At 74.7% G+C, this 21,885-nt stretch carries 22 protein-coding genes and 1 tRNA gene; 16 read left to right on the forward strand and 7 right to left on the reverse strand.

Features of this window, described 5'->3' with window-relative positions; all coding sequences use genetic code 11:
- Positions 1-7 precede the first annotated feature (7 nt).
- The 9 genes from P9841_RS06935 to P9841_RS06975 all read left to right on the forward strand — a co-directional run bounded on the left by P9841_RS06935 (position 8) and on the right by P9841_RS06975 (position 5,739).
- Complete coding sequence (locus tag P9841_RS06935; RefSeq protein ID WP_283321315.1) at positions 8-742, forward strand: hypothetical protein; 735 nt, start codon at positions 8-10, stop codon at positions 740-742.
- Positions 743-760: 18 nt separating this feature from the next.
- A complete protein-coding gene (locus P9841_RS06940) occupies positions 761-1,213 on the forward strand; it encodes a hypothetical protein (RefSeq protein ID WP_283321317.1) in 453 nt (150 codons plus the stop codon).
- Entirely contained in the window at positions 1,210-1,485 is a 276-nt protein-coding gene (locus P9841_RS06945; RefSeq protein ID WP_283321319.1) for a hypothetical protein, read from the forward strand. Before P9841_RS06940 ends, P9841_RS06945 begins: the two co-directional genes overlap by 4 nt.
- Positions 1,482-2,231, forward strand: a complete 750-nt coding sequence (locus tag P9841_RS06950) for a M15 family metallopeptidase (protein ID WP_283321321.1) — start codon at positions 1,482-1,484, stop codon at positions 2,229-2,231. Before P9841_RS06945 ends, P9841_RS06950 begins: the two co-directional genes overlap by 4 nt.
- An 11-nt stretch (positions 2,232-2,242) precedes the next feature.
- Positions 2,243-2,644 carry a hypothetical protein gene (locus P9841_RS06955; RefSeq protein WP_283321322.1) on the forward strand — a complete coding sequence of 134 codons (402 nt, stop codon included), beginning with the start codon at positions 2,243-2,245 and terminating at the stop codon, positions 2,642-2,644.
- 85 nt (positions 2,645-2,729) lie between these two features.
- Positions 2,730-3,956 carry an IS30 family transposase gene (locus tag P9841_RS06960; RefSeq protein WP_283321323.1) on the forward strand — a complete coding sequence of 409 codons (1,227 nt, stop codon included), beginning with the start codon at positions 2,730-2,732 and terminating at the stop codon, positions 3,954-3,956.
- 36 nt (positions 3,957-3,992) lie between these two features.
- On the forward strand, positions 3,993-4,355 hold the full coding sequence (locus tag P9841_RS06965; protein ID WP_283321887.1) for an ArsR/SmtB family transcription factor: 363 nt from the start codon (positions 3,993-3,995) through the stop codon (positions 4,353-4,355).
- Positions 4,349-4,960, forward strand: coding sequence for a cadmium resistance transporter (locus P9841_RS06970; protein WP_283321324.1), 612 nt, complete (start codon positions 4,349-4,351; stop codon positions 4,958-4,960). The genes P9841_RS06965 and P9841_RS06970 overlap by 7 nt, the downstream gene beginning before the upstream one ends.
- Before the next feature lie 446 nt (positions 4,961-5,406).
- Entirely contained in the window at positions 5,407-5,739 is a 333-nt protein-coding gene (locus P9841_RS06975; RefSeq protein WP_283321325.1) for an STAS domain-containing protein, read from the forward strand.
- Positions 5,740-5,757: 18 nt separating this feature from the next.
- On the opposite strand, the gene P9841_RS06980 is transcribed toward P9841_RS06975, so the two are convergent.
- Positions 5,758-6,159, reverse strand: coding sequence for an ATP-binding protein (locus P9841_RS06980; RefSeq protein ID WP_283321327.1), 402 nt, complete (start codon positions 6,157-6,159; stop codon positions 5,758-5,760).
- 373 nt (positions 6,160-6,532) lie between these two features.
- On the opposite strand from P9841_RS06980, the gene P9841_RS06985 reads away from it, so the two are divergent.
- On the forward strand, positions 6,533-7,039 hold the full coding sequence (locus tag P9841_RS06985; RefSeq protein WP_283321328.1) for an ANTAR domain-containing protein: 507 nt from the start codon (positions 6,533-6,535) through the stop codon (positions 7,037-7,039).
- Positions 7,040-7,140: 101 nt separating this feature from the next.
- Positions 7,141-7,557, forward strand: coding sequence for a CBS domain-containing protein (locus tag P9841_RS06990; protein ID WP_283321329.1), 417 nt, complete (start codon positions 7,141-7,143; stop codon positions 7,555-7,557).
- Between the two features lie 586 nt (positions 7,558-8,143).
- Here P9841_RS06990 and P9841_RS06995 read toward each other — a convergent pair.
- From P9841_RS06995 to P9841_RS07015, 5 genes are all read right to left on the reverse strand, one after another.
- Positions 8,144-9,682, reverse strand: a complete 1,539-nt coding sequence (locus P9841_RS06995; RefSeq protein ID WP_283321330.1) for a hypothetical protein — start codon at positions 9,680-9,682, stop codon at positions 8,144-8,146.
- Between the two features lie 133 nt (positions 9,683-9,815).
- A tRNA-Ala gene (locus tag P9841_RS07000) sits at positions 9,816-9,891 on the reverse strand.
- A 58-nt stretch (positions 9,892-9,949) separates the two neighbouring features.
- Complete coding sequence (locus P9841_RS07005) at positions 9,950-11,035, reverse strand: SepX/GlpR family protein (protein WP_283321331.1); 1,086 nt, start codon at positions 11,033-11,035, stop codon at positions 9,950-9,952.
- A gap of 102 nt (positions 11,036-11,137) precedes the next feature.
- Entirely contained in the window at positions 11,138-11,743 is a 606-nt protein-coding gene (locus tag P9841_RS07010) for a GNAT family N-acetyltransferase (protein WP_283321333.1), read from the reverse strand.
- Positions 11,743-12,957, reverse strand: coding sequence for a molybdopterin molybdotransferase MoeA (locus P9841_RS07015; protein WP_283321335.1), 1,215 nt, complete (start codon positions 12,955-12,957; stop codon positions 11,743-11,745). Before P9841_RS07015 ends, P9841_RS07010 begins: the two co-directional genes overlap by 1 nt.
- A gap of 146 nt (positions 12,958-13,103) precedes the next feature.
- On the opposite strand from P9841_RS07015, the gene P9841_RS07020 reads away from it, so the two are divergent.
- The 5 genes from P9841_RS07020 (at position 13,104) to P9841_RS07040 (ending at position 15,882) form a co-directional block, all read left to right on the forward strand.
- A complete protein-coding gene (locus P9841_RS07020; RefSeq protein WP_283321336.1) occupies positions 13,104-13,742 on the forward strand; it encodes a 5-formyltetrahydrofolate cyclo-ligase in 639 nt (212 codons plus the stop codon).
- A gap of 138 nt (positions 13,743-13,880) precedes the next feature.
- A complete protein-coding gene (locus P9841_RS07025) occupies positions 13,881-14,210 on the forward strand; it encodes an FmdB family zinc ribbon protein (RefSeq protein ID WP_283321337.1) in 330 nt (109 codons plus the stop codon).
- Positions 14,211-14,332: 122 nt separating this feature from the next.
- Positions 14,333-15,034: an SAF domain-containing protein gene (locus P9841_RS07030; protein ID WP_283321339.1), complete on the forward strand. Its 702-nt coding sequence runs from the start codon at positions 14,333-14,335 to the stop codon at positions 15,032-15,034.
- A gap of 57 nt (positions 15,035-15,091) precedes the next feature.
- The gene (gene mscL / locus P9841_RS07035; RefSeq protein WP_283321341.1) at positions 15,092-15,625 is read left to right on the forward strand and encodes a large conductance mechanosensitive channel protein MscL; all 534 of its coding nucleotides are present in this window, start codon (positions 15,092-15,094) and stop codon (positions 15,623-15,625) included.
- Between the two features lie 80 nt (positions 15,626-15,705).
- Complete coding sequence (locus tag P9841_RS07040; RefSeq protein ID WP_283321342.1) at positions 15,706-15,882, forward strand: hypothetical protein; 177 nt, start codon at positions 15,706-15,708, stop codon at positions 15,880-15,882.
- Between the two features lie 231 nt (positions 15,883-16,113).
- On the opposite strand, the gene P9841_RS07045 is transcribed toward P9841_RS07040, so the two are convergent.
- Complete coding sequence (locus tag P9841_RS07045; RefSeq protein ID WP_283321343.1) at positions 16,114-21,030, reverse strand: PDDEXK-like endonuclease domain-containing protein; 4,917 nt, start codon at positions 21,028-21,030, stop codon at positions 16,114-16,116.
- Positions 21,031-21,885: the final 855 nt, after the last annotated feature.

The following is a 21,885-nucleotide window of genomic DNA, read 5'->3' on the forward strand; positions in this document are numbered from 1 at the left end:
GGACGGCGTGAGCGAGCTCGACGACTGGTCGGACGACAACACCCCGGACATGGGCGAGGCCAGCGAGTACGACCCTCCGCGCGACGGGCTGGCGGCGCTCATCGCCCGACTCGCTCACGTCGAGCGCACCCTCGCGGGCATCACCCGAGGCTGGTCCCCGCTCCGCCAAGCCGGCATCACGGTGACCGAGGACGGCATGACGATCGACTCGTCACTGACCGTTGACGGCGACCTGATGTCGACCGGAGACGCGGCGTTCGGCGGCACGCTCCAGGTCACCGGCGACGCGGTGTTCTCCGGCGACCTGGCGGTCCCGAACGGGTCGATCAGCAACGAGGCGCTGCAGAACCCGATCGAGGAGGGCGCGATCGGGTACAGCACGTCCAACTTTGCCGTCACGACCACAGCGACCGCGGTCGCGACCCGCACCATGAACATCCCCGACGGGTTCACCAAGGCGTCCGTCATGGTGATCGTCTCGATCGGCGCGTGGAACCAGTCCGCCAGCTCCGGGTACCTCCTGGGGCGAGCGACCATCGACGGCTCCAGCGGCGGCGCCGTGCAGACCGGGGTCGGTGCCGGCGGGTACGAGTCCGTGACCGCCAGCGCGATCCGCACGCTCGAGGACCTCACGCCGGGCGGCCAGATCACGGTCCAGGCGACCTGCTGGGCGACCACCAACTTCGGGGCCAGCACGACCAACTCCGTCAACATCGACGCCATCGCCATCTTCCGCCGCTAGGCGCCTGAGGGGACCCCCATGCCCGATCGGATCATCCGCCGCCTGAACGGGCCGAGAGGCAGCGTGCTGCTCGCAGGGGCAGCGATCGCGGCCGTGCACGCCGGCGCCTACCTCGACGTCGACCAGGGCGTGACGCTCCCGTCTGGGCTCGCGACCCTTGACGCCGTCGTCCCGCTCGCGGTGTACGCGGCCCTGTGGGGAATCGCCGCCGTGCTGGCAGGGCTCGGCGCCTGGCAGTCGTTCGCCCGCCGGCAGCGCGACCACTTCGACGCGTGGGGCTTCGGCATGGTCGCCGGGATGCTCACGATCTGGGGCTGCACGTACCTCGCGGGGTGGGTCACCTCCCTGGTCAACGGCGACTCGGGCCGCCAGTGGGTGTTCGCCGTGATCTACCTGGCTGTCGCCGTCATGGCCGGGGCGTCCGCCCGGATGACGAACCCCGGAAGCTCCACCGGCACGGAGGCCGCATGAACAACCCAGCCCTGCCTGCGCTCATCACCGGGGTCCTGGGTCTCGCCGCGGTGATCGTCACGCAGCGTCTCGCCCGGCGGGCCCAACGCGAGATGACCCCCCAGCAGATGATCGACAGCCTCGTCGCCCGGCTCGAACGCGCGGAAACCCGCCTCGAGGCGTCCGAGCAGCGGGAGCGGCTGCGGGACGACTACATCCACCAGCTCCGCGACCACATCAGCCTCGGGAAGGCACCCCCGCCCCCGCCCTGGCCGGAAGGACTGACGACGTGACGGTCACGATGAACGGCGCCGAGCGGATCGACTACGACGACGGGCGCCTGACGACGATCACCGCCGGCGGCCGCTCGACGAAGGTCCGCGCCGGCGACGCCGCCACGATCCTGGCCTACGTCGGCCAGGAGTTCCACGAGCGCGTCGAGCCGCTGCAGACGTTCCACGGGTGGCGCTCGCTGGCCGTCAACACCGCGTCGGGTGGCATCGGGAACTCCAACCACCTGTCCGGTACCGCGGTCGACTGCAACGGCGGCCGCCACCCCCGCTACCGCTCCGGGACGTTCACCCCCGAGCAGGTCGGCGCGCTGCGCGCGATCCTCGCCGACGTCAACGCCGCCGCCGGCGAGACGGTCCTGCGCTGGGGCGGGGACTGGGGCACCCAGGTCGACGAGATGCACATCGAGCTCGTCGGCAGCCCGACCGCGTGGGCACGCGCGGCCGCATCGATCCGCGCCACCACACCGGTGTCGAAGCCGGGCCACACCACCACCCCGACCCCCGGCGGCGTGCAAGTCACGCCGCCGGACCCGATCCAGCCCCTCGAGGAGGACGACCGCATGCTCACCCTCGCGAAGCTCAAGGGCACCAACGGCGTCTACATCGGCGACGGTGTCACCCGCCGCCTGGTGAAGACCCCCCAGGAGCTCAAGGACATCCAGTGGCAGATGGACCACGGCATCCTGCGGGGCAAGCCCGAGGTGCTCGTCGTGGACCGCATCGACTGGCTCGGCAAGAAGGTCTGAGGAGGACCCCCGTGAAGCACCTCGCCACCACCAACGCCGCGACGTCGCTCGGCGACTACGGCGCGTCCCTGCTGCGTACCGCCGTCCCGGCGGCCTGGGGCACCGCCCTGGCGGCCCTCCTGTCCTGGCTGCTGCCGCGCGTGCCCGGGGACGTCGGGGACGCCCTGGCGTCACTGCTGCGTTCCGACGTCGTCACGAGCGTCCTCGTCGCGGCGGCGATCGCCGCCTGGTACGCGGTCGCCCGCTGGATCGAGCCGCACCTGCCCGACTGGCTGACGCGGCTCGTCCTCGGCTCCGCGGCCGCGCCCGAGTACGCGAAGGTCACCGCCGACGGCGCCGCGGTCATCACCGACCTGCCCGAGGTCGCGTGGTCCCTTCCCTCGGGCGACGACGACCCGAAGCACGCAGCCTGACCACCCAGCCCCAGCACGACCGGCGCCCCCGTCCTCCTCCCTTGAGTTCTAGCGGTCGTCGCAACACCCGAGATTCGGGGACGCGATGGAGTTCGAGATCAGGGCGGACCGTGCGCCGCAGGGCAGGAAGCAGCTGGACCGGGAGCGGGCGGCATACTTCCAGCTCATGGCGCAGGGCTACAGCAGCAGAGAGGCGTGCCGAGTCGTCGGGATCAACACCCGTACCGGCAAGCGGTGGCGCAACGGCACCGCACCCACGCGAAACAAGCCCGGCCTACCTCCACATCGAGTGGGGGTAGGCCGGGCTGTTTCGTCATGTCCGTCGGGTCGGTACCTGTCGCTGGACGAGCGGCTGGTGATCGCTGACCTGCTGCGAGCAGGCCGGTCGTTGCGGTCGATCGCGACCGAGCTCGGCAGGTCGGTATCCACGGTCAGCCGCGAGGTCGCGCGGAACGCCCACCCGCGCACGGGCGACTACCGCCCGCACTCCGCCAACGAGCGCGCCGCGGCCCGCCGGCCCCGCCCGAAGATCCGCAAGCTGCACGCGAACGTCGAGCTGCACGGCTTGGTGCAGGCGCACCTGTCTCGCCGGTGGAGCCCGGAGCAGATCTCGGCGATGCTGACTCTCCAGTTCCCGGCCCGGGCGGAGATGCGGGTGTCACCCGAGACGATCTACCAGGCGATCTACGTCCAGGGCCGCGGCCAGCTGCGCCGGGACCTGGTCGCGGCACTGCGCACCGGGCGCGCGATGCGCAAGCCCCGCCGGATGGCCCAGGCCCGCCAGCCCCGCTACCGCGACCCGATGGTGATGATCAGCGAGCGGCCCGCCGAGGCCGTCGACCGGGCGGTTCCAGGACACTGGGAGGGCGACCTGATCATCGGCAAGGGTCAGCAGTCCGCCATCGGCACCCTGGTCGAGCGCACCACCCGGTTCTGCATGCTGATCCACTTGCCGGCCGACCGGGGTGCCGAGACGTTCCGCGACGCCCTGGTCGAGACCATGACCGCATTGCCCGAGCACCTGCGCCGGTCGCTGACCTGGGACCAGGGCTCGGAGATGGGCAAGCACCTCGAGTTCACCCTGGCGACCGGCATCCCGGTCTACTTCTGCGACCCCGCCTCACCTTGGCAGCGCGGGTCCAACGAGAACACCAACGGGCTGCTGCGCCAGTACTTCCCCAGGGGCACAGACCTGCGCGGCTACGACCGCGCCCACCTCGACGCTGTCGCTCACCAACTCAACACCCGACCCCGCAAGACGTTGGGCTGGACGACACCCGCACGCCGTCTCGCTGAACTTTTGGGGCCATGATCGATCCGCATCGGTTATCATCGACACGTGTCGATCATGAAACCTGAGGTGTGTACGGCGACCACGGCGGACATCGAGCCTGCGGTCGCCTTGTTCCGGTCGCTGGGCGATCCGGCCCGGCTAGCGATCGTGCGCCGGCTCGCGGCCGGCGAGGCGCGGGTCGCGGAGCTGACCAACGATCTGGAGCTGGCGCAGTCGACTGTGTCCTCACACGTGGCGTGCTTGAAGGACTGTGGCCTGGTGACCGGGCGCATGGAGGGCCGGCGGGTGTTCTACTCGTTGGCCCACCCGGAGCTGCTGGACATGCTTGCGGCTGCGGAGACGCTGCTCGCTGCGACGGGTAGCGCGGTCACGTTGTGCCCGACCTACGGCGTGGACGGGCAGGTGTCGGCGTGCTGAGCACGATCGCAACCGCGGCCGGGCTGTTCGTCGCGACCAACATCGACGACATCGTGGTCCTGACGGTCTTGTTCGCGGTCGCCGCGCGCGGGACGTCGGGGCTGCGCGGCTGGCAGATCGTGGCCGGGCAGTACCTCGGCCTCACAGCGTTGATCGCGGTCAGCTTCCTGGCCGCCCTCGGCCTGACGATCGTGCCGGACGAGTGGGTCGGGTTGCTGGGCCTCATCCCGTTGGCCATCGGTGTCCTGGCTCTGGTGCGTACCTTGCGCGGGCAGGACGACGACGACGAGGCCGAGTCCGCGCTCAAGGCCGTCGGGCTGCTCGGCGTCGCCGGAATCACGATCGCCAACGGCGGGGACAACATCGCGATCTACACCCCGGTGTTCCGCACCATGTCCACCGGCGACGCGCTGATCACGATCGTGGTGTTCCTCGTCCTGCTCGCCCTGTGGTGCCTGTTCGCGCGAGCGATCGGCACGAACGAGCGCGTCACCGAGACGCTGGAGAAGGTCGAGCACTGGCTCGTGCCCGTGGTCTTCATCGGCCTCGGCCTGTTCATCCTCGTCGAGTCCGGCACCCTCGCACACATCGCCTCGCTCCTCTAGCCCGCGGCCCGGCCCGGCCCGCTCTCGCGGGCCGGGCCGTAGCATCAGCCGCGAAGCTGTGTTGCGACCACCGGTGGAATCCGCCTCCGGGAGGGCGGGGCGCTTCGTCGTGCTCGGGGCAGCGATCAGGGCGAGCGACTGACACGGGCTGCGTGACGTTGCTACGGTGGCTGTGGGCGGCCGATGAATCTCCCCTGGCTTGTCGGTCGCCCGCCAACTTCCACGGCGGCACCGCTCAGGGCTCGGTCGGCCGCTACCGTGACGGCATGTTGGCGTCGGCGGCCGACGGCGCACCTCTGCCCCCGCTCTCACAGACAGCACGCCGTTGCAGCGTCGGCCCCTGTTCGACGGACGCGTCACGTGGAAGGGTGGGGTCAGGCGCTGTCCGCGCTGGTCGGAGTTCGGGCCGTACGCGAGTGGGTCCGCGAGAGCCTCCGGGGGGTCTGGTGCAGCACAAGGACTCGATCACCACGTCCGACGACGGGTCGGTGATGACTGTGCGGTTGACGGGCGAGGTGGATGCGACCCTGCGACGCGAGGCCGCGCGGGCGCTGGCGGCGGTTCGGTCGTCGAAGTTGCCCGTGGTCGTGGACCTCAGTGCGGTGTCGTTCATCGACTCCACCGGGGTGGGGCTGCTGCTGCAGTGTCACAAGGCGTGTCTCGGGCGGGGGATGGCCTGCACGTTGCGCGGAACTCCGCCGCGAGTGGAACGCGTCCTGACGGTGCTCGGGCTCCTGGACGTGTTGCACCTCGGTAAGCGTGCGACAACGGCGAGTTGAGCCGGCGAGCGTGTGCGCTCACAGCGGGACAGTGAACCACACGGCCTTCCCGCCGGCGCCGGTGTTGTAAGCACCCCAGCCGGACGTGATCGTGCCCAGGATGTGCAGCCCGTGCCCTCCAGGGAGTCCTTCGCGGTTGGCTCGCAGATGCGGCAACGTCGGATCGTCGTCGTGGACGTCGAACCGGACTTGGGTGGCGTCGGCGCGCATGCGCACCGTGATGTCCCCGGTGTTGTGGGCGTGGCGCACCGCGTTGGTGATCACCTCGCTGGCGGCAAGCTCGATCGTGGCGAGCGCCTGGATGCCAGCGCCGGCTGCGCGGGCCCGTTCGAGCGACCACCGGCGCAGCCGTGGCACGGAGCTGACGACCGCGGGGGCGGCGAGGATCACGCCTCGATCGTGGTCGCGGTGCTCAGCCACGATCGCCTCCTCAGGACGCGGGCGAGCCGCCCGGACGATTGTCGAACGCGGCCCGTGCCGGTCGCCTGAAGACAGCCGTCGATCCCGGGTGCGCACGTCTCGTTCCAACCTACGTTGCGCCCCCGGTGCTGGCGCGCAAGGACAGCACCGGCGTGGCACACCATCCGCTCAGCAGCGAGCCGGTCCGTGGCGATAGAGCTACTATCGCGGCTCTCGCCCAGACGGGTCACACTGGCAGCTACCTGAAGATGGTTGGGGGGCCACCATGGGGACGCACGGTGTCGAGGGATTTGGTCCCGCAGGGGTCGAGCCGGCGATCACGATCCTGCGAGCGGGCCTGAAACGAGAGTTCTTCCGTGACGCGGAAGTCTGCGTGACCGCTGAGGTCCGTGGTGAGCACCGCTGGCTGTCCGGCGTGCCCGACATCGACCCCGGAGACCACCTGGCTGCGTGGGACACACCCGAGACGGCAGCGCGGGGTTCGTCTTCGGCGGTGTGGAACCGATCCGCGGATGTCCTGGTGTGCGTCTCGGTCCGGGTGCCTGAGCCGGTGGACTGGGCGCCTGCCCGCGCCAACCTCGACGCCGTCGCCGCGACCATCACCGCGATGGTCGTCGACCAGCAGGCCGCTAACGACCTGGCGCAGACCGTCGAGGACCTCACCCGCGCGCTGCACTCGCGACCGGTCATCGACCAGGCGATCGGGGTGATCATGGCCCAGAGCCGCTGCTCCCCGGCGCGCGCGATGCAGATCCTGCGATCCGCGTCCCAGCACCGCAACCGGAAGGTCCACGACGTCGCCTCGTCCATCGTAGAGCAGGTCGCAGGATCGCGGCCCGCTCCAGGCGCGTTCGTCCCCCGGCGTGCAGCGGCTAGCTGACCAGTCTCCGCTCGCCGACGGCCGCAGCCCGTGTCACGGTGGACGAGCAGGAGCCAGGTGCAGATCCCGCACCGACGTCATCAACGAGGAGCGTGTGCACGATGACCACAGCCCGCGAGATCATGACGGCCGGCGCCGAGTGCGTCGGAGAGGGTGAGACGCTGGAGGCGGCCGCCCGCAAGATGAAGGACCTGGACGTCGGCCAGCTGCCGATCTGCGGTGAAGACGGGCGCCTCAAGGGTGTCCTCACCGATCGGGACATCGTGGTGAAGTGCCTCGCCGACGGTGGTGACCCCCGTTCGACGACGGCGGGACAGCTCGCCGAGGGCAAGCCCGTGACCATCGGCGCGGACGACTCGGTCGAGGAAGCCATCGCCACGATGGTCAAGCACCAGGTGCGTCGACTGCCGGTCATCGACGGCCACGGACTCGTCGGGATGCTCAGCCAGGCCGACATCGCCCGCTCCTACCCCGAGGACCGCGTCGGCGAACTGGTCGAGCTGATCTCCCGCGACTGACCCACGACCACCGAGCGCCCTCGTCTCTGCGAGAACGAGGGCGCTCTTTGCCGTCGAAATCACGCCCGCTGCCACCCGTTCTGGTCAGCCTCCACCAACCCTCCTCGCCATCGAAACCGCCGAGTCATCTCGAATCGTGAGGGGCGGTCAGGCAGGCTGAGCAGATGGACACGAGCGACGACGAGGCGTGGCGCGCCGCGGACTCCTCCACCGAATGGTGGCCCGCCCTGCCGCCTCGTGTCAGCCCCGGGGCCGACGATGCCGGGGTGGACCTCACGCAGACCGCCCCGGGCGGCATGGCGCGCGTCCGCGCCGCCGCGCCCCTGCTCAACGCCCGCCCGGTCCCCCGCGGCACGCACCACGACGTCGACGACCCCATCCCCGTCACCGCGACCCTGCGGTGGGCCACCGGCGACGAGCAGCTCGACACTGTCGCCGTCGAGTGGTGGGGCTCCGGAGCGGACGCCGTCGTGCGCGTGCGCATCGGGGACCTGCGCGTCATGACCGGCGCCGTGTGGGTGCCTGCGGAGGACGTGCGGAGGCACCCATCCGCACCGTGGAGGCCTGCACCCAAGTCCCGAGAAACTCAGCGCCTCCAAGGCGGGATCGAACGGTCCTGCCACCATGATCCACGTTCCGGTGCCGTGGGCTCAGTGAACCCGAACGGACGCACAGTCTGGTACGGCCCGGTCGGGCTCCAGGGATGCATGTACTCGGCCAGAGCCTTGTCCGAGGGCTTTGCGTCCGCGGGTTCGTGAATCGGTTCGCGGAACGGGTCGATCGAGTCGGCGTACGTGGCCGCCCAGTCCGCCCACTCGCGCGCAGCGCCCTGCTGGGCGACATCTTCGTAGCCGTCGGCGACTGCGCGAACTGCGGCTGCGTACTCCCGGATCTCCGCCACGAGCCGGAGCTGCTTGATCTGGTCCAGCAGGACGTGAACTCGATGGTCGGCCCGGAACTCCTTGACCGCGAGCGATCGCGCCTCCTCCCACCGCTTTCGCGTCTCCGCCTCCTTCCTCGCTCGCTCGGCACGCCGGTCCTCAAGCGCCTGGTGACGCAACTCCGCTTCTTGCAGCACCCGGGCGAGCGACTCCTCCAGCGGGGCGTCCTGGGTGTCCGCCCAACGCGATCCCCAGTGCACGGTCCCGTCGCCGTGCAGCACGACCTGCAGCCGATCCGATGGCACTTGGTCGAACTCCGGCGGCGGTCCCCACCCTCGTCCGGAGCGCGCGAGCTCGGCCTTCGTTGCGACGTGGGGGACGCTCACGAGCACCTGCGTCAGGCAGAGGTGCGTGACGTCGTCGCCGATCTGTACGCGAAGGTGCCCGAGCCGATCTGGGTCGACGTACTCGTCACGCCGAGCCTCGGTCATGAGAACGGGGGCGCGGCCAGCGCGCACCTTGTATCCACGCGCTCGGACCTCTCGAACCAACGCATCGAGGATCCGCAGCGCTCGAGGTCGTACGTTCGGGTCGAACTCGACGTCTGCTCGGGCGTCAAGCTTGTTGACCACGTCGGTCAAGGATTCTGAGTCGATAGCGACCGGGACGCGCGCCAGAGTGCGGGTCTGCCACTCCGGCAACGGCTGCAACCAGACCGCCGCGCCTTCCGAAGTCCGCGCCCACTTATGCGTGATCTCTAGAGACATGCCCTCAGGCACCAGCCCGCGGCGCTTTGCCAACGAGACGAGCCGCGCGTAGCGATCTCGCTCATCGGGGTTGATCGTCAACCGGCCGTCCGGCGCGCCACGCAGTTCGTCCATCATCACGTCAGTCTTGCGGACGTATGCGGTCGCCTTCGGCTTCGCCACTGCTGGTCGAACTTGCTCCGGGCGAGGTTCACTCGCCGGCGTCGTCACCTTCGCACCAGATCTGGCGGGCCTTGGTCTCTGCGGCACGAGCCCCGGGTCGTCGGTGCGAGCCTCGAGGTGACGCTCGCCCTCCTCGGTGATCGTCGCGGTCCAGGATGCGCCCCGACCCTTGATACTGAGTAGCCCCCGCGCTTCCAGGTTGCGCGCCGATCCCCGGTACCCGTACCCGTCGTACGTGCCCTCCGGGCAGCCATCGCTCACCCAGCGCAGGAGGTCGATCTGATGCTCGGTCAGCGGTGGGCGATAGCCAGCCATGACGACATCATGGCTGGAGCGACGATCGTCCGTCCGGCATTCTCCCCTCGGATGTTCCCCCACATGTCCCCCGGGCTTCCACACGCCGAACACGACGAAGGCCCGGGATCGTGATGATCCCGGGCCTAAGCACTGGTGGAGCTGAGGGGATTCGAACCCCTGACCTTCTCATTGCGAACGAGACGCGCTACCAACTGCGCCACAGCCCCTTGAGCGGTGAACAGCGTAGCACCCGGTGAGGGGTGCTCACGACACCGCGGTGCGCGGCTACTCGCCGGCCGCGCGACGCCGCGCGAGCACGGCGTCCAGGTCGATCGACCCCGTCGGGGGCTCCGGCGCGGCGAGCGTCTCGGCGGCCCGTCCGGCCTCCGCCACGGCGGGCGAGGCACCGGTCTCCGCGGGCTGCTCGGCGGCCGGGGCCTCGGCGGGCGCGCCCGTCGCGACCGGGGCGAGGTCGCGGTCGGCGACCGGCGTGCGCGCCGGAGCGGCGTGCGTCGAGCCCTCGACCTCGCCCAGCGGAGCCGGCTCGCGGCGCGGTGCGGGCGCCTTCATCGCGTAGGTCGGCCGCGGCACGGCGACCGGGGACCACGTGTCGCCCTCGCGCCCGCCGTCGCGCACGGGACGCCCGGCCGGCGCCTCGTCGACGCGGACGCGGGTGATCGCCTGGGTGTCCGCCGACGAGGGGTGCACCGCGCGACCCGCCGCGTGCGTCCGGGCCGGGCGGGACGCGCGGGAGCGGGCGACCTCGTGCGCCTCGGCGATCCGCCGCTCCCACTCCGCCTCGGCGGCCTGGCCCTGCACGACGGCGCGGCGGCCGAGGCCCAGCACGGTCGCGAGCAGCACGGTCGGCACCAGCCCGGCGAGCACGCCGACGGCGGTCGCCGCGACGACGACCCACCCGGCGGCCGTCGCCACGAGCAGCGCGCCCGCGAGCACCCCGCGGCGGCGCGCGGCGGCGCCACGGCGGGCGGTCGCCGCGGCGTGGGCGGCCTGGAGCTGCGCGGCGCGGCGGGCTGCGTCGGCGCCGACCCTGTCCTGGGTCCCGTGCGGTCGGTCCACGTCCGTGGCTCCTCTGTCCGTTCCGGCGAGCCGGGTCCCCGTGCCCGGGGTGAGCAACCCGGCTCGCTTGTCCACCGGGCCGCAGTCCTGCCGGACCCCCCGTGCCGCGTCCGGACGCCGGCGCCGACCCGACCCCGCGGGGCCCGTCACCGCCAGCACCCGCAACGCGTCGGAGAACCGGTCGTCGGTCCGCGACTCGAGCAGCTGCTGCCGGTGCCGCAGCTTGTGCGGCACCAGGTACGCGATCCACAGGACGACCACCGCGAGGGCGGCCGGTCCGGCGAATTCGTACACTCCACGACGGTAGGGGCCGCGCGCGCGGTGCGACCGGACCCCTCGCGGCGTGTCCGCGGGGAAATCACACCGGTGTGATTCCCCGGTCCCGCGCCCGGCCCGTCAGGCGCGCGGCGTCCGCGCCGCGTGCCAGCGCGCGAGCAGCCCGCCGGGGACGTCCTCCGTCGTGAGGGCGAACGTCCGGTGGTCGCACCACCGGCCCTGGATGTGCAGGTAGCGCTCGCGCAGGCCCTCGTCGCGGAACCCCAGCTTCTCCACCACGCGCAGCGACGGGCCGTTCTCCGGGCGGATGTTCACCTCGACGCGGTGCAGCCCGAGGCCCGCGAAGCAGTGGTCCGTCGCGAGCGCCACCGCCGTCGGCGTGATGCCGCGGCCCGCCACGTGCCGCGCGATCCAGTACCCGATCGACGCCGAGTACAGCGAGCCGTACGTGATGCCCGAGACCGTGAGCTGCCCGACGAGCTCGCCCTCGTGCTCGACGGCGAACGGCAGCGACGACCCCGAGCGGGCCTGCCGGTCGAGCGTCCGCACGAACTGCGGGAACGTGGGGCGCCGCCCGCTGAGCGGCTCGGGCGAGGTCGCGTCCCACGGCTCCAGCCACGCGGCGTTCGCGGCGCGCAGCCGCATCCACACCGCCTCGTCGGTGCGGCGCAGCGGCCGGAGGGCCACGTCGCCGTCGGTCAGCACGACCGGCCAGCCGCGCGGCATCAGCCCTCCAGCACCAGGCAGTGCACGACCTGCCCGGCCACGACGGCGGTGTCCTGCTCGCCCACCACGGCCAGCGCGTTCGCGTGCGCGAGCCCCGTCACCGACGGCACACCGGGGTCGCCCACCGGCGTCACGCGGTAGCCCTCGCTCGGCGACCCCACGACCGCGGCCGGCACGAACTGGCGCACACCGGCCGGCGACTCCCAGCCCACGTCCGCACGCGCCGCGACCGACGGCCGGAACAGGTCGGTGTGCCCCGCCATCGCGCGCAGGGCGGGGCGGACGAACACCTCGAACGCCACCTGCGCGGCGACGGGGTGGCCCGGCAGGGCGAACAGCGGGACGGCCCCCGCGCCGCCGCCCACCGTCCCGAAGCCGTGCCGGTAGCCCGGTGCCATCGCGACCTGGTCGAACCGGACGGTGCCCAGCGGCGCGAGCACGTCCGCGAGCGTGTCGTGCTGCGACTCCGACAGCCCCCCGGTCGTCACCACGACGTCCGCGCGCACGAGCTGGTCCTCGAGCGCCTCGCTCAGCACGGCGCGGTCGTCCGTCACCACGCCCACCCGCACCGGTGTCGCTCCGGTGTCGCGGACGGCCGCCTCCAGCGCGTGGCCGGCGGCCTCGTAGACACCGCCGTCGCGCCGGGGCGTGCCCGGCTCGGTCAGCTCGGACCCGGTCGAGACCAGGACCACGCGCGGGGCGGGGTGCACGCGCAGCCGCCCCCGGCCGCTGGCCGCCGCGACGGCGAGCTGCCGGGCGCCCAGGCGCGTCCCCGCGGCCAGGACGACCGACCCCCGGGCCGTGTCCGCGCCGGCAGGCCGCACGTTCACGCCGGGCACGGGCAGCCGGTGCAGCGTCACGCGCACGGCCCCGCGGTCGGTGTCCTCCGCGGCGACGACGGCGTCCGCACCCGCGGGCACCGGCCCGCCCGACGCGATCCGCACCGCCTGGCCGGGCGCGAGGCGCAGCGCGGCGGGATCCCCCGCCAGCACGTCGTGGGCGACCGGGAGCACCGGCGCGCCCGCACCGTGCAGGTCCCCGCTCGCGACCGCGTACCCGTCGCACGCGGCGACCGGCCGCGACGGCACGTCGGCGGGGGCGACCAGGTCCTCGGCGAGGATGCAGCCCGCCGCGTCGGAGAGCACGACGTCGAGCGGGGACACCGGGCCCACCGCGGCCAGCACCGCCGCGAGCTGGTCCTGCACGGATCTCATGCCCGCATTCTGCCCGGCGGGCGCCGCGGCGGGCGCACGCACCGCGCCGGGGACGGCCCGCCCGCGGGTCCCGCCCGGGGCTCGCGCCGACGCGCTGTCCGCCGTTGGTCCTGCTGCGGCCCCCGGGCGTTTGCGACACTAGGGGCATGAGCGCCGTCGCCCAGCCGTACCCGCACGTCTCCGAGGGCAGCACGGTGACCGAGGTGAAGGACGAGTTCCGGGCCCTCCTGCGCGCGGCCCGGCAGGCACGGTCGGCCCGGAGGCGCACGGAGGCGGCGGACGCGTTCGTCGACGTCGTCGAGACGATCCCCGCCCTGGCCGACGCCCGGTGCGTCGCGGTGTACTCGGCGCGACCCACCGAGCCCGACACCGGCCCGCTGCTCGACTCCCTCGCGGGGCGGCAGATCGAGGTGCTGCTGCCCGTCCTCGGCGCGGGGCTGCAGCGCGAGTGGGCGCGGTACGCCGGCCGGCACGACCTGCTGCAGCGCGCACCCGGACGCCCGCCGGAGCCCTCGACGCCGTCCCTCGGGGCGGAGGCGCTCGCGGAGGCCGACGTGATCGTCGCCCCGGCGCTCGCCGTCGACACGTCCGGTACCCGCCTCGGCCAGGGCGGTGGCTGGTACGACCGCGCCCTCGCCCACGCACGCCCCGGCACCCCGGTCATCGCCCTGGTGTTCGCCGAGGAGCTCTACGACGCGGAGGTCCGTCCCCTGCCGCGCGAGCCCCACGACCGCAGGGTCGACATGGTCGCGACCCCCGAGCGCTGGTACCACCTGGGCGCCTGATCGCGACCGCTCCGGGGGAACATCCCGGGGGCGCGTATCATTGGCACTCGGACACGGAGAGTGCCAGGCCCGCCGCCGACCACCGCGCGGACGACCGGCCCCTCCCCCACCAGGTCACGTCATCCGCGGGAGACAGCAGTGCCCACCTACTCGTACACCTGCACCGAGTGCGGCCACGCCTTCGACATCCACCAGTCCTTCAGCGACGCGGCGCTCACCGAGTGCCCGAGCTGCGGCGGCCGGCTGCGCAAGGTCTTCTCCGCCGTCGGCGTCGTCTTCAAGGGATCGGGCTTCTACCGGACCGACTCCCGGTCCGGCCGGACCTCGGGCTCGAGCAGCTCGTCGTCGTCGAGCACCACGTCGTCGGGCAACTCGTCGTCGGGCGGGTCGTCGTCGGGCGGGTCGTCGAGCACGTCGACGTCCTCGACGTCCTCCTCCTCGTCCGCCGCGAAGCCCGCCGCCGGCTGAGCCCGCGCGGTCCCGCCCGCGACACGGGCACCCGCTCCTCCACAGCACACCGCACGGTGCGCCGTCCCCACCCGCGCCCGCCGCGGCCGGACGGGTCGCTCCCCCGCGCCTAGCGTCGCGGCATGCCCCTGACCGGTCGGATCTCCCCCGCCACCCGGCGGGCGCTGCGGCTGCTCGCCTGGCGGGCCCGGCGCCCCCTCGCCGCCCTGTGCGCCGCCCTCGCGGTGGTGGCCGTCGTCGAGCAGGTGCGGCCGCCCGACCCGCCCACCGTCGAGGTACCCGTCGCCGCCCGGGACCTGCCGGCCGGCGCCGTCCTGCGGCCGCGGGACGTCCACCTGCAGCAGGTCCCGCCGGCGCTCGTCCCGCACCGCGACGTCCCGCGCGCGGACGACGTCACGGGCCGCCCGCTCCTCGTCGCGGTGCCGCTGGGCCTCCCGCTGGTGCCGGAGCTGCTCGCGGACGAGGCCGCTGTCCCGCCGGAGGGCACGGTCGTGGTGCCCGTCCGGTTCGCGGACGCGGGCGTGGCCGCGCTGCTCCGCCCGGGAGTGCTCGTCGACGTGGTCGCCGCGCCCGTCCTGGACGGCGACGAGCCGGAGCGCCTGGCGCGCGGCGCCGTCGTGCTCGCCCCCGCGGGCAGCGGCGCCGGGGACGCCTCGGGCGGCGCGGCGGACGGGCCGGGAGCGGCTGCGGCCGACCGGGGCGACGGCCTGCGCGACGGGTCCGCCGCCGACGGGCCGGTGCTGCTCGCGGTGCGGCCGGACGAGGCCGTGTCCCTGGGCGCGGCCGCGTCCTCCCGGGTGCTCGGTGCGGTCATCGTGGGATGATGCCCGGACCACCCGGCACCGGACGTGCTCACGACGGGCACCGGAGGAGTTCACGACATGAGCGACGCACTACGCCAGGGCCTGCGCAGCACCACGGAGCGCGCGCGGGGCCTCTCCGGCGTCTTCCAGGGATTCAAGGACTTCATCTCGCGGGGCAACGCCGTGGAGCTCGCGGTCGGCGTCGTCATCGGCGCCGCGTTCGGCGCGGTGGTCACGGCCGTGCAGAGCGGGCTGATCGGCCCGCTCATCGCCATGATCTTCGGCAAGCCGGACATCTCCGAGCTCTGGGTCATCAGCGGCCGGAACGACGCCGAGATCAACGTCGGCGTGATCCTCAACGCGCTGCTGCAGTTCCTCATCACGGCGGCGGCGGTCTACTTCGTCATCGTGCTGCCGCTGAACAAGCTGGCCGAGCGCCGCAAGCGGGGCATAGAGGCCGAGCCGGCCCGCCCGTCGGAGGACATCCTGCTGCTCCAGGAGATCCGCGACCTGCTCGCCGCCGGGCAGGGCGCCACGCCGCCCCCGGCCCCGGGCGCGCCGCCGGCCGGCTCGGGTCCCGGCGCGCACGCCGCACCGCAGCCCCCGATCTGACGCCGACCCGCACCGGCACCGCGCGGTGCCGCCTGTGCGCGGCACCTGACCGCCACCCGGGTCGGTGGGACACTGGCGAGGTGACCACACCGCCGACCGAGCCCCGACCCGCCGCCACGCCCCCGACCCGCCGCGCGGTGGACGACGCTCCCGTGATCCCGGGGCGCAGCGCCGACGACTCGGACACCGGCTGGGGCGACGAGCGGTCGGACACGAACGACGACCGCCTGCTCCGGGACGTCCCGCCGCACTGGTGACCGCGAGCGGCCGGGCCCGGGCGTCATCTCCGGCACCCGCTCCTCCGCGCTCGCAGGGGCCACCCGCCGCGCGCTGGCCGTCCCGTCCAGGCGCCGGCACACGGTCGCGATCGCAGCGGTCGCCTGCCGCACGCTCGCGATCGGAGCGGTCGCCCGCCGCACGCTCGCGATCGGAGCGGTCACCCGCCGCACGCTCGCGATCGGAGCGGTCGCCCGCCGCAGCGCGCGGTCTCAGCTGCCGCTGGTCGCCCGCCGCACGGCCGCCGCGACCACCGAGTCGACCCGCGCCCCGCGCCGCGTGACGCCGAGCTCCCGGCGCAGCGCGGCGCCCAGCTCCTCCGGCGTCCGCTCGCTGCCGTCCGACACCAGCCACGCCACGAGGTCGTCGAGCTGGTCGTCGGAGTAGGCGCTGATCGGCAGGCCCGGGCGCACGTCGGGCCGGGGCCCGCCGGGCACCGCCAGCGTCGGCTGCACGGCGCGGACCGCGCCGGTCATGGGAGCCGCGGCCTCCATGACGCCGGGGATCTGCGAGGCGGTCGCGGGGATCGGGGACGTGGACGGGCGCGGCCCGGCGGAGGCACGCTCGTCGGCGGGACGGGCGGGGGAAGCGCCCGTGTCCGTCCCGCCCTGCGCCTGCGCCGTCGCACCCGGGCCCGTCGCACCCGGGCCCGTCGCACCCGGGCCCGTCGCACCCGGGCCCGTCGCAGCAGGGGCCGGCGGCGGCGTCCACGTCGCCCCGGCGGCGCCACCCGGCGCCGACGCGGTCGGGGCCGGGGACCGGACCTCCTCCGGCGCGCCGGTCGGGGTGCTCCCGGCCTCTCGGTCCGCCGCCACGGCAGGTGCGCGGACCTCCTCGGGTCCGGTGACGCCCGCGTCGGCGCCACGGCCGCCCGGAGCCGGCACGCGGACCTCCTCCGGGCGCGCACCCCCTCCGGCGGGCAGACCGCCGGTCGGCGGCACCGCGAACCCGGTGAGCGTCGGAGCCGGTCCGCGGCCGTCGTCGTCGAGCAGCGGCGCCTCGGGGACGAGCAGTGGTGCCTCGGGCACGAGGAGCAGGCCCCGGCGGCGCTCGGCCTCGGCCTCGGCGATCCGGCGGTCGGCCACGGCGTGCAGCGCGCGGCGGATCCGGTCGACCTCGGAGGCGGGGTCGAGGAACGCGGCTGCGGACCACACGCGCAGCACGCTCCACCCGAGCCGCTCGAGGCGCTCGGCGACCTGCCGGTCGCGCACCCGCACGCTCGGCTCGCCCAGGTACGCGTCGTCGTCGGTGAGCACGGCGACCAGCAGCTCGCCCGGCAGGTCCGGGTGCCCCACGGCGAGCGGCAGGTGCAGGCCGCCGGGCAGCCCGTGGTCGAGCTCCACGACGAGCCCGTGGCGCCAGAGCCGCTCGGCGAGGTCGACCACCAGGCGGTCGGGCTCGGCGGTGGCGTCCCCCCGGGTCGCCGGGGCGGCGTCCGGCCGGGACGTCTCCGGCACCGCCGCGTCCGCGGACGTGGCGGCGTCGTTCCCCGCGTCGTCGGTCGCACCGGCGACGACGCTGCCACCGGCGGCCTCGTCGACCACCACCGGCTCCACCGCCGTGTCCGTCTCGCCCGCCGCACGCCGCTCGGCGAACCGCAGCAGGTCGGCCAGCAGCCGGGGCCCGGGTCCGCGCAGGCGCTCGGGGTCGATGTCGGCCGTGGCGAAGCAGGACACCACGTCGAGGCGGTGCCGCGTCACGCCGAGCGCCGCGAGCAGCAGGGCGTCGCCGCCGGGACCGCTGATCGGACCGAACCGGTGCAGCACCCGGCCGTGGGGCGTCCGCCCGAACCCGAGCGACAGGATGAGCGCGTCGCGGCGCAGCCCGGCGACGTTCGTGAGGTCCGTGACCACGAAGGGCTCGGGCCGGGACCCGTCGAGGCAGGCGGCGAGCGACGGCGAGTCCCGCACCTGGGCGAGCACCGCCTCGCGCACCTGGGCGGTGTGCAGGGCGGAGGCGGTGACCACCGCGAGCGACTCCTCCGGGTGGGTGAGCGCGTGCTCGATGACGAGCTCGACCACGCGGTCGACGTCGGCGCGCGTGCTCTGCACGGCCCCGGAGCCGTCGGGCATGCCGGTGCCGTCGACGAGGTGGTGCCCGACCGCCGCCGTCGCGGTGGGCAGCGGGGTCGGCGACAGCACGTCGCCGTAGCCGTGGGCCGCGAGGAACGCCGTGAGGTACGGGTCGCGGCGGGACGCGTCGGCGCGCAGCGGGACCGTCGGCAGGACGTCCGCGAGCTCCCGCACGGCCGTGCCGGACGCGCAGCGGCGGTCGCCGACGACCACGACCTGGCGGCCGCGGGCGATGGCGGGCAGCGCGACCTCGACCGGCAGGTGCGCGGCCGCGTCGAGCACCACGAGGTCCACCGTGCGGGCCGGGGGCAGGACCTGCGGGACGAGCATCGGGGCGGCGGCGAGCACGGGGCGCAGCCGGCGCGCGACGTCCGGGTACCGCTCGAAGGTCTCCCGCAGGCCGGTGAGCCGGTCCTCGACGAGCTCGGCGAACAGCGCCTCGGTCTGGTCCGGGTGGGCCGCCATCGCGGAGCGCACGTGCGCCGCGGCGCGGGCGCGCACCGGGCCGGCGAGCGCCGCGGTGTGCGCGAGGTCGAGCTCGCGGTACTCGGCGGCGAGCCTCCCCAGCGTCCGGCCGTCGTAGCCGGCGAGCGCGGGGTCGGCGGCGAGGACCTGCTCGAACACGGTGCTCCACCACGCGAGCTCGAGCTCGGCGGTCACCAGGTCGGCCGGGACGCGGCGGTCCGCGAGGTCGTCGAGGAGGTCCCCGAGGCCGTCCGCGACGAGCGACCGCACGAGGCGGGTGCGCCCGGGCAGGTCGGTGAGCGCGCCGGAGCCGGCCACGAGCCGGCGCATCCGGTCCAGCACGTCGGCGACGGGCCGGTGCAGCAGCTCCGCGCCCTCCGGGGTGCCGGCCAGCACCGGCGCGAGAGCGTCGAGGTCGGCCCGCACGGCGCGGTGCTCCGCCTCGATGTCCGCCAGGCCCTCGGGCAGCCGGGGCCAGCCGCCCGCCGGGCAGTGCGCCTGCCAGATCTCCCGCTGACGCTGGACGTCGACGAGCGCCGCGTGGAGGTCGGCGACGGGCCGGCCGGGTCGCAGCAGGTCCTTGGCCTGCTTGCGCAGCCGACGGCGCAGCCAGTACCCCATCGGGCTGCCGTGCTCCGCGCGCCACGCCTTCGAGGCGGTGGCGGCCACCATGTCGGAGGGGCTGCGCTCGAACACGAGCGGCTGGAACACGTCGAGCGCCCCGCGGACCCCCGCGAGCACCTCGAGCTGCTCGGCCCACGTCGCGAGCGTCGTCGCGGGGGTGAATCCCGTGACGTCGGCGACCTCCGCGATCCGGCGCTGCAGCGCCGGGAGCCCGTCGTCGCCCGCGAGCCGCTCCACCCGGCGCAGCGCGTCGGCCGCCTCGGCGTCGGAGAGCAGCACCGCGCCGTACCAGGGGGTGTCGACCGGACGCAGCGTGAACGCGCCGGCGCGCGCGGCCTCGGCCAGGTCCGCCGCGACGGCCCGGCGCCGGTCCGCGTCGAGCGCTCGCGCGACGTCCGGGCGCAGCCGCACCGTCGTCCGCGGAGCCGGGCGCTGGGCGGTCAGCCGCGCGAGCGCCTGGAACGCGTCGTACGCGGACGCCTCCCACGGCCGCCGCACCAGGTGCAGCGCGTCGACGTAGCCGCGCAGGCGCTCCCGGCGCTCGACGAGCCGGCGGCGCAGCTCGGCCGTCCCGGCGGGGTCGCCGGGGTCGACGTCCAGCGTCATGGCGCCCATGAGGCGGCGGACCGACGCGGCGCGCCAGGCGGCGTCGGGCGCCACGTCCAGCAGCACCTCGCCGACGCCGAGCCGCTCCAGCCGCTCCTGCAGCGCGACGGCCGCACGACGGTGCCCCGGCACGTACAGCACCGTGCGGCCGTCGGCGGCGGCGTCCGCGACCAGCGCGGCGAGCGTGCCGGTGACGTCGCTGTCGGCGGGGGCGTCGACGAACACGTGCGCCCCGCCGGCCACCACGTCGAGCACGTGCTGCTGGGCCGGGTCGAGGTCGCCCACGCCGCGCTCGGCCGCCGGGTCGCGGTCGCCGCGCACCGGGGACGGCAGGGGCACGGCGAGCGCCTCGACGGCCTCCGTGACGCCCGCGAGCGCCGCGACGACCTCGTGGCGCTCCAGCCCGGCCGCGAGCCGGTCGAGGTCGTCGACGAGCACCTGCCCCGGGTGGACGAACGTCCCCACGACGATGCGGTCCACGAGCTGGAAGTCGTCCAGCACGGCGGTCCCGAGCGAGGTGAGGCGGGCGACGGCGTCACGGGGGTCGAAGCCGGAGCCCGTGAACGCGCTGCGGGCGACCGCACCGGGGTCCAGCAGGGCACCGCGCGACCGCAGCGCGCGCGCCAGCACCGGGTTGACCTCGAGCGACGGCTCGAGGGTCAGCTCGTAGTCGCTCTCCGCCGTGCCGCGGGCCGTCAGCGACACGGGACGCAGCAGCACGGGCGCGCGGACCTTGCGGGCGACCGTGGCCGGTCCCGCCGTGTCCTCCTCCGCACCCGCGGGCCGGGCGCCGCCGGTCTCGCGCGTCGCGGTCGCGATGGCCGCGACGTCGTCGGTGGCGACGTCCGGGGTGCTGTGCTCGGTCCAGGAGGCGACGCCGATCGCCAGGTACGTCGGCGCGATGCCGTACTGCTGCGCGTACGTCGCGGCCCGGGCCGCCACCGCGCGGGCGCGCCGACGGGCCGTGCCGAGGGCGGCACCCTCGCGCACGAGGTTCGACAGCCGCGTCTCCCGGCCGGCGAACAGCTGGGCGATACCGGAGGGGTGGGCGGCGGACAGGTCGAGCGCGGCGTCGCCGAGCAGCTCGACGTCCGCGAGCGTGGACCCGCCGGCCGCCTCGACGAGCGCCGCGCGCCACGTGCTGGTGGCGCCGGCGACGAGCTCCTCGGGCGCGGGGGGCTCGACGAGGACGGGGCCGGCGTCGGGCGCGGGGGCGTCGCCGCCGGGCGTGGCGTGCCGCTCCGGCCGGGGTCCGGCGTCCTCGGTGCCCGTCGCGGGGGCGTCCGCGCGCGGCGCGGGGACGGCGGCCTCCGAGGAGGCGGCCGGCTGTCCGGTGGCGGGGCGGCGAGCGGGGACCTTCACCCGCAGCACGCTATCCGCCGTGGCTCGGGCGCAGGGTGTGACGCGCCGCCGTGCCGGGTGATCACGCGGATTCCGGCGGGTCGCGCAGGGGCCGGCGGCTCGGTCCGGGGCCCCGTGCGACCGGGGCCGCCGGGTGCCGGACGGGAAGGCGTCCGCGAGGTGCCGGACCGGAAGACGCCCGCGAGGTGCCGGACCGCAGGACGCCCGCGAGGTGCCGGACCCCAGGGCGCCCGCGAGGAGGCGCCGGGGGACGGACCGCCCGCCGGGGGCCTGGACCGCGCTCGCCGGGTGCCTCGCCGGCGGACCTCCGGGACGCCTGACCCGCGGCTCTGCGGGACTCCCGGCCCGGGACGTCGTCGACGGTGCGCACCGCGCAGGGGGCAGGCGATGCGCACCGTCGGGACAGAACTATGGACCTGGGATGGTGCAGCGGTCAACAACCTGGCGTCCCCTCGGGTGAACGCTCACAGCGGGTGCGGCGGAGGGGTTCCGTCGTCGCAGGTCGGCGGACCCTGCCGTGACCGGGATCACGCGCGCGCCCGCCGGCGAACCGGCGCCCGACGGCGGGCCGGCGCCCACCCGGGGACCGATCCTCACCCCGGGGGACCGGTGCCCGGCGGGGGGCGGGTGCCGGGCACCGGGGCTGGTGGGTGTCGGTGGGGCCCGTCAGCCGCTGCGGACCCCACCGACCGGACCTTTCTAGGCCACCCACCCGACCCCTCAGGTGCCCCTGGGTGCCCGGGCGGGGCCGAGATGGGTACTGGGACCGCTCCCGTCAGGGGTTCCCGGGGGCCGATTGAGGGTTCCGACGCCGCTCGGTCCGTGCTGCACTGGGTAGTGCGCCCGCCCGTCCGC

Source organism: Cellulomonas sp. ES6 (assembly GCF_030053835.1).
Lineage (GTDB): Bacteria > Actinomycetota > Actinomycetes > Actinomycetales > Cellulomonadaceae > Cellulomonas.